The following is a 12,874-nucleotide window of genomic DNA, read 5'->3' as shown; positions in this document are numbered from 1 at the left end:
AAAATATATTTTTTCATTTTTTACTAATTAAAATTGAATATTAAACCCTAGTGAATAAGTCTTTTGAACTGGTAAGTTAAGGTTGTTAGTTGCGTTCAAGTTGTTTTCAGGATCAAACTTAAGATTCTTATCATAACGATGTGTCAAGATATTATTTCCTTGAGCATACACTTCGAATCCTTGAAGTCCTGTTCCTTTTAACATTTTAGCATTAAATTTATATCCAACTCTGACATTGCTTAGTCTTAAATAATCTGTCTTAGCTAAAAATCTTGTTGAAGTTCTATTCGAGTTAGTTGCATTATTATATACTGGTTTAGGGTTTGCTGCATTCGGATTTGAAGGAGTCCAAAAATCAAGAGCATCTGTAGAACCAGGATAAGAATAAGTATACTGACCATCAGATTGAGTATATGAGCCCCAATCATTTAGAACCTTACCACCAAATCCGAATGTACCTAATGCAGATAAAGTAAAGTTTTTGTAAAATACATTAAGGTTTACACCACCAAATACATTTGAATAAGATCTTCCTTGTACAGCAAGAGCTGCATCAGCATATTTGTTAGTCGTTTCTCCATCCATTCCATTTTTATACCATAATGGATCACCGTTTGTAGGATCTACCCCAGCCCATTTTCTGATATAAAAAGTACCAATGCCTTCCCCTTCTCTAAGAATTGTAGAACCTGTAATCACGTCCTGCCCACCATATAATGATGTAATTTCATTTTTCAGGGTACTTAAGTTACCTCCAATACTAAGAGTGAAATCTTCTTTTCTTACTACATCATAATTTACAGTAAATTCAAATCCTTTATTTACTAGTGATCCTACGTTAATATCTTTATAAGGATATGTTGGAGTAGTTTCAGCAGGTAATCCTTGAGACAATTGTAACGGTACACTGAATACTAAATCTTCAGTCTTTTTGTTATAATATTCTGCTGTAATGGTAAGTCTGTTTTTGAAGAAGCCCATATCAAGACCAAAACTCAAAGGCTTTACAGTTTCCCATCTTAGGTCTGGGTTATAAACATATCTTGGTGCAGCAGCAGGTGCATCATTATAGTTTCCTGTATATTGGTATAAAGAATATGGAATACTTGAAATTGTGTTACCTACTTTACCATAAGATCCTCTAAATTTAAATTGGGAAATCATATCCCACTCTTTTACGAATTGAAGTCTCGCTAAATCAACTCCAGCCCCAACTGAATAAAAAGTTCCCCATTTTTGACCAGGTACAAAATTTGATAATGCATCTCTTCTTATTGAGAGATCAATTAAGATAAACTTATCATAATCATAGTTTAATACTCCAGCATAACCATTTCTTGAACTCATAGATCTATCTCCTTGTGCATAAATAGGCTTTATGAAATTACTTAATGATTCCAAGTTTGGAGAACCTACATTTACACCTTGTCCTGCAACAAATCTATAGTTTCTTTGATAAGCCTCTTGAATAGCAGAAATATTGAATCTGTTTTTGTCGCCGATTTTAAAGTTATAATTAACAATATTCTGTAAATTCCAGTTAAAGTATCTTGAAGTAGATTCAGTTTTTCTACCATTTACCTGATATCCGTCACCATGAATCGGGTTATAGTAAGTGTCGTTTTCAATATTGTTATATTCAGCTCCAAAAACTACTTTATATGACAAATTCTTTAAGATTTGATATTCTCCATATAAGTTACCAAAAACCCTTGCAGTAGAAGCTCTGAAGTAGTTATTCTCCTGTACATATCCAGAGTTAAATAAGTTATTGCTTAATCTACCACTAGTTCCTAAATAATAAGTCCCATCTGCATTATATGCCTGATCTGTGGGTCTTCCAAATAATTCAAATAAAATAGGATTTGCAAATCCTCCTCCATTTGGAAGAGTATTAATTCTACTGTATGAAAGCTGTATGTCAGTTCCTAACTTAAATTTATCTGTAGCCTTGTAATCAACTTTTGTAGTAAAACCCAAACGTTTGAAATCAGATCCTTTCAATTCACTTTCCTGAAGGAAATAGTTAGCAGAATTGTAATAAGTAATTTTATCATTTCCCCCACTGATTGATGCATTTACCGAGTTCTGGTATCCACTTCTACTAGTTACATCTCTCCAATTTGTATTATTAGTAGTAGTAAATATCTGCTGAGGTGTAGCTCCATACTCTCCAGCTACCATATCTGCATAAACCTGCTCTGGAGTGTCACCATAATAATTACCAAAAACATGTGTTAAAAGGTATCTATATTGCTCTGTATTTAAGCCTTTCATACCTTCAATAGCACGAGAGTTTGTTCCCGATTCGAAATTTAATGAAATTGTTGGCTTGCCTTTCTTACCTGATTTTGTTGTAATAACGATTACCCCAGCACCAGCATCTGCTCCATATACAGCTGTTGAAGCTGCATCCTTAAGTACAGTTACACTTTCAATATCATCACTGTTTAGATTGGCTAAAATGTTAGCAGTTGTAGCCCCGCTTGTTAAGTCACCACTTTGTACTCTGATACCATCAACTACATAAATAGGGTTAACACCTCCATTTACTGAAGTTATACCTCTTACACGAACTGATGCAAAACCTCCAGGTTGTCCCGACGCATTCCCCGTCTGAACACCGGAAACTCTACCTTGAAGCATTTTATCCACTGACGCAACGGGAACATCCTTTATTGCGTCACTTTTCATTGTACCTACAGCTCCAGTTAATTCTTTTACTGTTTTTTTCTGCCCGAATCCAACCATTACTACTTCATCAATTTCTGTAGTAGCTGTGTCTTTTTTCGTTTTTTGTGCAAAAGCAGTAGTTCCAATAAAGAACAATGCCCCAACACTTAATACACGTAGTTTAACATTCATATTAACAAATTTTAATATATTTAATTAGCAAATATGTTAATAAATATTAACACTCACAAATATAGTTACCTCGTAAGCTTTAGCTTTATTTTCCATATTGTTTTTAACTATTGCGTGAAATAAACTACATTAAGTAAAAACATCCCTCATTATTGTATAAATATTTTTTTTCACATATGTCTTTTTTTTAACAAATTATTATTAATTTATAAAATATTATTTAGAATGCATATAAATTACAATAAAGCAAAATAATAACTTGAAAAAACTACAAAAAAGATGATTTCGATAGACCTAAAAATTTCAAATTAATAATATATTCTAATTTTTTACAATTCTCATACTCTTATTTCACATTCCCATTGCATTTAAAACGGCATATTTATAGCTTTAAATTTAGACACTTTTTAGTGTTCTAAGCCTTATTCAGCGCAGCATTGCGTCTTGTTTTTGATGATAAGATCCAAACCACAACTCTGAAACATTATAAGTCTTTACATATTTAAATTATCAATAAAAAAAATATTTATAGAAATCTCTGAAGATTACATAAATCAAAAAGAAAAAATTTAACAAAAAAACCACTTTCCTAGGAAAGTGGTTTTTATATTTATACTAAAAATTTTATTTTAGTTTTTTCTTAACAGCTACTTCTTCGTAGACTTCAAGAATATCTCCGATTTCAATATCGTTATACCCCTTAAGGTTTAATCCACATTCATAACCTTTTGTTACTTCTCTTACATCATCTTTGAAACGTTTCAAGCTTTCAAGTTCGCCATCGAATTTAACAATACCGTCTCTCAATACTCTTACTTTCGAGCTTCTTGTTACCTTACCTGAAAGAACCATACATCCGGCAATTGTACCTACTTTAGAAATCTTGAATACCTCTCTGATCTCTACGTTACCAATTACCTGTTCTTTAATTTCAGGAGAAAGCATACCTTCCATCGCTTCTTTAACCTCATCAATGGCAGCATAAATTACCGAATAGGTTCTGATCTCGATTTCTTCCTTCTCAGCCAGTTCTTTAGCATTAGCACCTGCCCTTACGTTAAATCCAATGATAATTGCATCAGATGCAGTAGCCAGGTTAACGTCAGATTCAGTGATCTGCCCAACTCCTTTGTGAAGAATATTTACATTGATTTCTGCTGTAGATAATCTCTGTAGCTGATCAGATAATGCTTCTACGGAACCATCCACGTCACCTTTAAGGATAATGTTCAATTCTTTGAATTCACCCAGAGCAATTCTTCTTCCAAGTTCTTCAAGCGTAGTATGCTTCTTCGTTCTGATCGAAAGTTCTCTTTGTAACTGTTCTCTCTTATTGGCAATAGTTTTAGCCTCACTTTCATCTGCATATACCTTGAATTTATCACCTGCCGTAGGAGCGCCATCCAATCCAAGAATAGTTACCGGAATTGAAGGACCTGCTTCTTTAAGGTTTCTTCCTCTTTCATCAAGCATTGCTTTTACCTTACCGTGGTTTTTACCTGCCACTACATAATCTCCTACTCTTAAAGTTCCGGTTTGTACTAACATCGTAGCAACATATCCTCTTCCTTTATCCAGTGATGCTTCGATAACAACTCCCTGAGCCGCTCTGTTCGGATTGGCCTTAAGATCAAGCATTTCTGCCTGAAGCAATACTTTTTCCAAAAGAATATCCATATTATTACCAAACTTAGCAGAAATTTCCTGTGACTGAACATTTCCACCCCATTCTTCCACCAGGATATTCATCCCAGAAAGTTGCTGACGGATATTATCAGGATTGGCATTGGGTCTATCCACTTTGTTTAATGCAATAATCATTGGTACTCCCGCCGCCTGTGCGTGAGAAATTGCTTCTCTCGTCTGAGGCATTACATCATCATCGGCAGCAATTACAATAATTGCGATATCGGTGATCTGGGCACCTCTGGCTCTCATCGCGGTAAACGCTTCGTGACCCGGTGTATCCAGGAATGTAATTCTTTGTCCGTTTTCCAATTTCACATTGTAAGCTCCAATGTGCTGGGTAATACCTCCTGACTCACCAGCAATAACATTGGTTTTTCTGATGTAGTCAAGTAAAGATGTTTTACCGTGGTCTACGTGACCCATTACTGTAACGATCGGTGCTCTTGGAGAAAGATCCTCCTCGCTATCCATATCTTCTTCAGACTCTACTTCTTCCAGATCAGCATCTGAGAATTCAATTTTAAATCCAAATTCGTCAGCAACCAATAATAAGGTATCAGCTTCCAGTCTTTGGTTCATGGTTACCATTACACCAAGGGAGAAACAGGCAGAAATAACTTCTGTAGGAGAAACGTTCATTAAGCTCGCCAATTCACCTACTGTGATAAATTCGGTTACTTTTAGAGTTCTGTCCTGAGCATCAATTTCCTGCTGACGTTCGTCCTGTTCTCTACGGTAAGTTCTCTTGTCTTTTCTGTGTTTTGCAGATTTAGATTTACCTCCTTTATTGGTAAGCTTTTCAAGAGTTTCCTTGATCTGGTTTTTAACCTGCTCATCAGTAAGCTCCACAGGCATTGTTCTTTGTCCAGGTCTGTTGTTGTTTCCTCCAGGACCTTTTTGAATCCGCCTCCCTGACCTGGCGGACGGTTTCCTTGGTTATTTCCAAAGCGGTTTCCACCTTGACCTCCCTGACCTGGCGGACGGTTCCCTCCAGGACCTCCTTGTCCCTGCGGACGGTTTCCTCCAGGGCCTCCGTTATTGTGAGGACGGTTTCCTTGGCCACCTTGGTTGTTATTATTTCCTGAGTTTTGGTTATTTCCCTGGCCTTGTTGGCTATTCGGGCCACCAGGTTTCTCAATTCTCTTTCTTTTCTTTTTAGCCCCTGAACCAGGTTTTGGTGCAAATTGCGTCAAGTCAATTTTTTCACCTACGATCTTAGGACCATCCAGCTTCTGATAAACAGTTTCTATTTTCTGAGGTTCCTGAGAATCAGACTCAGTAGATTGTTGAGCTTCTGTCTTATTTTCTGCAGGCTCAGGCTGCTTTGGAGTTTCTTTCACAGGTTCTGCCGGTTTTTCCTCTTCTTTTTTCTCCTCCATTTTGGGTTTATCTTTTTTTACAGGTCTATTTCTGGATTCTATTTGGGACAGATCTATTTTATCCAGAACTTTGAATTCCTGTTTTTCAGGAGCTGCTTTAACTTCCGGTTCAGCCACAACTTCTTCTTTCTTTTCTTCAACCGGTGCTGCTACAGGCGCTGGCGCCGCAGGAGCCTCCTCAACTTCAGGCGCTTTAGATTCAAGATCTATTTTACCTAAAATTTTAGTTTCTGGTTTATTTGCTTTAGCTCTTATTACTTCAGGGGTTTTCTTTTCCTCAATTTCCAGCTTTTCTTCCGGAACTTTGGTGATCACCACCTCATGGGAAGCTTTTCGCTGTTCGCCGTCTTTGGCAAACTCAGCCTCCAATGCAGAATATGCCGCTTCTTCTAATTGAGCGTTAGGATTGCTTTCAACAACGAAGTCTTTGGATTGTAAAAATTCTACTAATCTGGACATCGAAATATTGAATTCCTTAACCGCTTTATTTAATCTTATTTTTGGCATCTATATTATTTACTATTTTTTAATTCTTAAAATTAAAGTATTTCTTTTTTACTGTTTATTAAAATTCATTAAAATCTTAATCTTCGAATTCTTCTCTCAGAATTCGTTTTACATCTTCAATGGTTTCTTCTTCAAGATCTACCATATTTAAAAGACTCTCGGTATCTTTATCCAATACCGATTTCGCAGTAGTAAGACCTACTTTCTTAAATTCATCCAAAATCCACTGCTCAATATCGTCATTGAATTCTCTTAAATCAACATCGTCATCCTCGCTGGATTCTCTATAAACATCAATTTCATATCCGGACAGCCAAGAAGCCAGTCTGATATTTTGTCCCTGCTTTCCGATTACTTTGGAAATTTCTTCAACCGGAGTATAAACCAATGCATAGTTCGCCTCCTCATTGATATCAATTTTATTGATGGTAACATTTCCTAAAGCTCTCTTCACCATAATTTCAGGGTTTTTAGACCACTGAATCACATCGATGTTTTCATTTCTCAACTCTCTTACAACCCCATGAATTCTGGATCCTTTTACTCCCACACAAGCACCTACAGGATCTATTCTGTCGTCATAAGCATCTACTGCAATCTTTGCCTTCTCACCAGGAATTCTCACTACTTTTTTAAGCATAATCGTTCCGTCCTGGATCTCAGGAATTTCCAGCTCCAATAACTTCTCGAGGAATTTAGGTGCAGTTCTGGAAATAATAATCTGTGGTTTTGAACCTTTAAAATCTACTGTTTCAACAATAGCTCTGATATTTTCGCCCTTTTTAAAGAAGTCGGACGGAATCTGGTTTTCTTTCGGTAAAATAAATTCATTCTCCTCATCATCCAGTAAAATCACATGTTTGTGACGGATGTGGTGGATCTCACCGATAACAATTTCCCCGATTTTATCTCTGAACTGCTCATAAAGCATGGCATTGTTATGCTCCTGAAGCTTGGTAGCCAGAATCTGCTTTAAGGTAAGAATATTCCTTCTTCCCAATTGGGCAACAGGAATTTCCATTGTGAAATCTTCACCTACCTCAAAAGTAGGGTCAATTTTTTTAGCTTCAGAAAGTTCAATTTCCAGATCATCATCTTCAGACATTTCGTCTTCTACAATCGTTTTATTTAAAAATATCTGAAAATCTCCTTTATCAGGGTTCACAATTACATCAAAATGATCATCCGAATCATATCTCTTTCTAAGAAGAGTTTTCAGTGAATCTTCAATAATCGCCATAAGATCAATCTTACTGATCCCTTTTTCGTCTTTAAAATCACCAAAGGATTCAATCAACGCTATATTATCCATCTATTCTTTTTTCTTTTAAAATTTAATTATTACTAATGCCTTTTTTATCTCAGAGTAAGGAATTTCCTTTTCCTCCTCCACATCCACTTTCCCTTTTCCGATATCTTTCGGCTTACGGTAGCGTAAAACAAGTGTGATCTTTTCATCATCTACTTTTGCCAGCTCTCCTTCAATTTTGGAAGAATCGTTCAGCAATATTTCAATCTCTCTTCCTATATTTTTTCTGTACTGTCTTGGAGAAGAAAGCGGCTCGCTTAGTCCTGCAGACATCACCTGAAGGCTGAAATCATGCTCTTCACGATCCATATTAAACTCTACGGCACGGCTTGCATCAAGGCAGTCCTGAAGAGTCACCCCATTATCACCATCCAGGATCACAGTAATATCATCTCCTGCAGAAATCTTCAGATCCACAAGAAATAAATCCTTTCTGCTCTCCAGAAATTCATTTAATAATTCTTCAATTCTTTTTTTAAACTCCATACATTAATTATCTTGATTTACCAGTACGAAAAAAGGCTTTCTTCCGAAGCCTTCCCATTTTTTCCTGTAAATCCACTGCAAATATACGCATTTTTTCTAAAAAAGCAAAATCTACTTCGTTATCAAGCAAATACCCTAAAATTTTCATTAAGGTAAATTAAACAGGCGGGTGAAAGTATTTTTATTATTTTTGCCTTAAAATTTAAAAACAGACATTGTGAATATAACAATTGTAGGAACAGGTTATGTAGGGCTGGTAACAGGTACTACCCTGGCAGAACTTGGCAATTCAGTATACTGTGTTGACATTGATGAAAAGAAAGTAGAAGGTATGAAAAACGGCGTAGTTCCCATCTATGAGCCGAACCTTGAAGAAATGTTTTTGAGAAACATTCAATCTGAAAGATTATTTTTCACCACCAATCTTAAAGAAGCCCTGGACAAAAGTGAAGTCATATACCTTGCGCTTCCAACGCCGCCGGGAGAAGACGGCTCTGCAGATCTTTCATACGTTATCCAGGTTGCCAATAATATCGGAGAAATGATGACAGAATACAAGGTCATCGTAAATAAAAGTACAGTTCCCGTAGGAACGGCAGACAAGGTAAGGGAAGTAATCGCTTCTAAAACAAACATCCCTTTTGATGTGGTTTCCAACCCGGAATTTTTAAGAGAAGGCTTTGCTGTGGAAGATTCCATGAATCCCTCCAGAGTCGTTGTAGGAGCTAGCTCCGAAAAGGCAAAAAATATAATGGCCCAGATTTACCAGCCATTTACCAATACGGGAATCCCGATTATTTTCATGGACGAAAAATCGTCGGAACTTACAAAATATGCTGCCAATTCATTCCTTGCCGTAAAAATTACCTTTATGAATGAAATAGCCAACTACTGTGAAAAAGTAGGCGCTGATGTAGATAAGGTAAGATTAGGAATGGGAAGTGACGACAGAATTGGGCACCGATTTTTATTCCCCGGAATAGGATACGGCGGAAGCTGTTTTCCTAAAGATGTGAAAGCACTTATAAAGTCCGGAATACAGGAAGATTTCAATTTTCAGATTCTGGAAGCTACGGAAAAAGTAAATACGGCACAGAAAGTAATTCTTGTTTCAGAGATCGAAAAATATTTCGGAGGAAGTATCAGCGGAAAAAAATTGCAATGTGGGGATTGGCCTTCAAAGCTAACACAGACGACATCCGGGAGGCCTCTTCTCTGGACAATATTGCCCTTTTATTAGAAAAAGGCGCAAAAATTGCTGCGTATGACGCGGTAGCAGAAAGCAATGTAAAAAAGCTGCTGGGTGATAAGATACAATATGCAAAAGGAATGTATGATGCTCTTGAAGATGCAGACGCCTTATTTATTGCCACAGAATGGCCCGAGTTTAAAAATCCGAATTTTGAAATGATGGCTAAAAAAATGAAAAACAAAGTCATTTTTGACGGAAGAAATATGTATCCGCTTGAAATCCCGGAACAAAACGGATTTCATTATAAAAGTATCGGAAGAAAAACCATAGAAAATTAACAGATGAAAAATATAATTATTACCGGAGGAGCCGGATTCATAGGTTCCCATGTTGTAAGAGAATTTGTAAAAAATAATCCGGACACCAAAATCATCAACCTTGATGCTCTCACCTATGCAGGAAATTTAGAGAACCTTAAGGACATTGAAAATGAGCCTAATTATGTTTTTGAAAAGGCAGATATCACAAAACCTGAAGAACTAAGAAAGATATTCGAAAAATATAATCCAGATGCTATAGTTCACCTGGCAGCAGAAAGCCATGTGGACAGAAGTATTACAGACCCGATGGCATTCATTAATACCAATGTAAACGGAACTGCGAATCTTCTTAATTTATGCAAAGAATTCTGGACTCTTAACCCAGATCATACACACGGGAGATTCCCTGACGAAAAGAGAACCAATTTATTTTATCATGTTTCTACGGACGAAGTATATGGGAGTCTTGGTGAAACCGGATTCTTTCTGGAAACTACTGCTTATGATCCGCAATCACCTTATTCTGCTTCCAAAGCAGCCTCCGACCATTTAGTAAGAGCATATGGGAATACTTATGGAATGCCATTTATTATATCCAATTGTTCAAACAATTACGGTCCGAATCATTTCCCGGAAAAATTAATTCCCCTTTGTATTTCAAATATTATTAACGAAAGACCGCTGCCAATTTACGGTGACGGAAAATATACAAGAGACTGGTTATTTGTAATTGATCACGCAAAAGGTATTCATCAAATATTTAATGAAGCCAGGACCGGTGAGACCTATAACATCGGAGGGTTCAACGAATGGCAGAATATTGATCTGGTGAAAGAACTGATCAAGCAAATGGATTCCAAACTTGGAAAACCTGAAGGATATTCTGAAAAATTAATCACGTTTGTAAAAGACAGACCGGGACACGACAAGCGTTATGCTATTGATGCCACTAAGCTTAATAAAGATTTAGGCTGGAAACCGTCTGTAACTTTCGAAGAAGGACTTTCTAAAACCATTGACTGGTATCTTGAGAATAAAGAATGGCTTGAGAATGTGACCAGCGGTGACTATCAGAAATATTACGAAAAGCAATATAATTAACAACACAAAAAATGAAAGGAATTATATTAGCCGGAGGCTCCGGAACAAGACTTTACCCTCTTACCATTGCCGTAAGCAAGCAGCTGATGCCTGTTTACGACAAACCAATGATTTATTATCCTCTTTCAACTTTACTGCTGGCAGGGATTAAAGATATTCTGATCATTACAACCCCTCACGATCAGCCGGGGTTCATTAAGCTTTTAGGTGACGGCTCCCAGATCGGATGCAACATTGAATATGTAGTGCAGCCAAGCCCAGACGGACTAGCTCAGGCCTTCATTTTAGGTGATCAATTTATCGGCAATGATCCTGCGGCTCTGGTATTGGGAGACAATATCTTCTATGGTTCTGAAATGGGCACCCTGCTAAAAAACAAAACTAACCCTAATGGCGGAGTTGTTTTCGCTTATCATGTTACCGATCCTGAAAGATATGGGGTTGTAGAGTTCGATGATAACTTTAAAGCAGTTTCTATTGAAGAAAAACCTTCAAACCCAAAATCGAATTATGCGGTTCCCGGCTTATATTTTTATGATAATGAAGTAGTTGAAATAGCCAAAAACATCAAGCCTTCCGCAAGAGGAGAGCTGGAGATTACGGATGTCAATAATGTGTATCTAAGCAAAGGGAAACTTGAGGTAGGGGTTCTGGACAGAGGTACTGCCTGGCTTGACACCGGAACATTTGATTCCTTGAATGACGCCTCTGAATTTGTAAGCGTTATTGAAAAAAGACAGGGCTTCAAGATTGGATGTATTGAAGAAATTGCATTCAGAAATAAATTCATCAATGAAGAAAAGCTGCTTGAAACAGCTGAAAAGTACGGCAAAAGCGGTTACGGGGAATACCTGAAACAACTTGTCAGAAAATAAAAAATTATAATTTATAAAATTTCAGCAACTATTGGCTTTCTGGCTAATAGTTGTTTTTAATATAACACCTTTCTGGTCCGAACATATGACATATATCTTCCACGCATAGATAGATAATAGCAGCAGAAGTAGTCCGATAGTAATTTTATAATTAACTTTGAGGCTTTAAAGAATTTTTTATCACATTAATGGAATACAATAAACCAAAAATCATCACATTCGATAAAATAGGATCATCTCAGCTGGGCTATATTACTATTGCCGAAACGCAGAACAATGTCCCCTTTGAGATCAAACGGGTCTACTGGACGTACTATACCCCTCACGATGTAACCCGAGGCGGGCACGCCCACAAGGCTCTGCAGCAGATGATATTTGCAGTCTCAGGAACCATCACTTTTAATACGGAAGATGAAAACGGTCATAAAGAAACTTTTACCTTAGACCATCCTACAAAAGGTTTATATATTCCTAAACTGGTATGGAGAGACATCCAGTTTTCTCATAATGCAGTTTTGCTCTGCCTGGCTTCGGAAGTATATGATGAGGAAGATTATTTCAGGGATTATGAAAGCTTTAAGGAGGCTACTCAACAAAAATAATTTTCATAAAATAGCAGAAAATGATAATTGAATATAAAGGAATTAAACTAAGATTTGTTGAGGCTGATGATGCCGAATTTATAGTATCCATCAGAAACGATGAAAAAAAATCAAGATTTATTTCAAAAACTTCTCAGGATGTGGACGCTCAGAAGCAATGGATCTCGGATTATAAAGAACGTGAACAGCAGGAAAAAGAATACTATTTTATTGCAGTTGATGAAAAAAATGAGGATTATGCCACGTACAGGGTTTACAAAATAGACTCCGGACTGCCTGAAATAGGAAGCTGGGTTTCAAAACCTGATTACTCAAACATCAAGAATTCGATAAAAGTAGATGTTGCTGTAAAAGACTTTGTCCTGAATGAATTGAAATTCGACACTCTTCAGTTTGAAGTAAGAAAACAGAACACATCAGTCAACAGCTATCATAAACTTTTCCAGCCGGAACTGGTAAGAAGTGATGACGAAAACAATTATTACCTGCTGAAAAGAGATACTTTTAACAGGATACTTCCGGATATTCTTAAAAAATTTAAAATATAAA

General features: G+C 36.7%; 8 protein-coding genes and 2 pseudogenes. 5 read left to right on the top strand and 5 right to left on the bottom strand.

The window, feature by feature from the left end:
* Positions 1-27 precede the first annotated feature (27 nt).
* The 5 genes and pseudogenes from N4G44_RS04165 to N4G44_RS04145 all read right to left on the bottom strand — a co-directional run bounded on the left by N4G44_RS04165 (position 28) and on the right by N4G44_RS04145 (position 8,383).
* Positions 28-2,865, bottom strand: a complete 2,838-nt coding sequence (locus tag N4G44_RS04165; protein WP_474924742.1) for a SusC/RagA family TonB-linked outer membrane protein — start codon at positions 2,863-2,865, stop codon at positions 28-30.
* Between the two features lie 624 nt (positions 2,866-3,489).
* A pseudogene (infB, locus tag N4G44_RS04160) lies at positions 3,490-6,440 on the bottom strand (translation initiation factor IF-2).
* A gap of 76 nt (positions 6,441-6,516) precedes the next feature.
* Positions 6,517-7,752, bottom strand: a complete 1,236-nt coding sequence (gene nusA, locus N4G44_RS04155) for a transcription termination factor NusA (protein WP_048501215.1) — start codon at positions 7,750-7,752, stop codon at positions 6,517-6,519.
* A 15-nt stretch (positions 7,753-7,767) separates the two neighbouring features.
* On the bottom strand, positions 7,768-8,235 hold the full coding sequence (rimP, locus tag N4G44_RS04150; RefSeq protein ID WP_474924741.1) for a ribosome assembly cofactor RimP: 468 nt from the start codon (positions 8,233-8,235) through the stop codon (positions 7,768-7,770).
* Positions 8,236-8,242: 7 nt separating this feature from the next.
* Positions 8,243-8,383: a hypothetical protein gene (locus tag N4G44_RS04145; protein WP_474924740.1), complete on the bottom strand. Its 141-nt coding sequence runs from the start codon at positions 8,381-8,383 to the stop codon at positions 8,243-8,245.
* A gap of 69 nt (positions 8,384-8,452) precedes the next feature.
* Here N4G44_RS04145 and N4G44_RS04140 point away from each other — a divergent pair.
* From N4G44_RS04140 to N4G44_RS04120, 5 genes and pseudogenes are all read left to right on the top strand, one after another.
* Positions 8,453-9,765, top strand: a pseudogene (locus N4G44_RS04140) (UDP-glucose dehydrogenase family protein).
* A gap of 3 nt (positions 9,766-9,768) precedes the next feature.
* Positions 9,769-10,848: a dTDP-glucose 4,6-dehydratase gene (gene rfbB / locus N4G44_RS04135; RefSeq protein ID WP_474924739.1), complete on the top strand. Its 1,080-nt coding sequence runs from the start codon at positions 9,769-9,771 to the stop codon at positions 10,846-10,848.
* 11 nt (positions 10,849-10,859) lie between these two features.
* Complete coding sequence (rfbA, locus tag N4G44_RS04130) at positions 10,860-11,723, top strand: glucose-1-phosphate thymidylyltransferase RfbA (RefSeq protein WP_474924738.1); 864 nt, start codon at positions 10,860-10,862, stop codon at positions 11,721-11,723.
* A 188-nt stretch (positions 11,724-11,911) separates the two neighbouring features.
* Complete coding sequence (locus N4G44_RS04125; protein ID WP_048501221.1) at positions 11,912-12,325, top strand: sugar 3,4-ketoisomerase; 414 nt, start codon at positions 11,912-11,914, stop codon at positions 12,323-12,325.
* A 20-nt stretch (positions 12,326-12,345) separates the two neighbouring features.
* On the top strand, positions 12,346-12,873 hold the full coding sequence (locus N4G44_RS04120) for a GNAT family N-acetyltransferase (RefSeq protein WP_474924737.1): 528 nt from the start codon (positions 12,346-12,348) through the stop codon (positions 12,871-12,873).
* Position 12,874 lies beyond the last annotated feature (1 nt).

This window comes from Chryseobacterium sp. GTID13, from assembly GCF_056172655.1.
Note: the sequence above shows the minus strand (reverse complement) of the source record. Positions and strands in the feature narration are given on the sequence as shown.

Bases quoted from the DNA above. Each gene is read 5' to 3' on its own strand.
- N4G44_RS04165 (WP_474924742.1), bottom strand. From the start codon at position 2,865: ATGAATGTTAAACTACGTGTATTAAGTGTTGGGGCATTGTTCTTTATT.
- nusA (WP_048501215.1), bottom strand. From the start codon at position 7,752: ATGGATAATATAGCGTTGATTGAATCCTTTGGTGATTTTAAAGACGAA.
- rimP (WP_474924741.1), bottom strand. From the start codon at position 8,235: ATGGAGTTTAAAAAAAGAATTGAAGAATTATTAAATGAATTTCTGGAG.
- N4G44_RS04145 (WP_474924740.1), bottom strand. From the start codon at position 8,383: ATGAAAATTTTAGGGTATTTGCTTGATAACGAAGTAGATTTTGCTTTT.
- rfbB (WP_474924739.1), top strand. From the start codon at position 9,769: ATGAAAAATATAATTATTACCGGAGGAGCCGGATTCATAGGTTCCCAT.
- rfbA (WP_474924738.1), top strand. From the start codon at position 10,860: ATGAAAGGAATTATATTAGCCGGAGGCTCCGGAACAAGACTTTACCCT.
- N4G44_RS04125 (WP_048501221.1), top strand. From the start codon at position 11,912: ATGGAATACAATAAACCAAAAATCATCACATTCGATAAAATAGGATCA.
- N4G44_RS04120 (WP_474924737.1), top strand. From the start codon at position 12,346: ATGATAATTGAATATAAAGGAATTAAACTAAGATTTGTTGAGGCTGAT.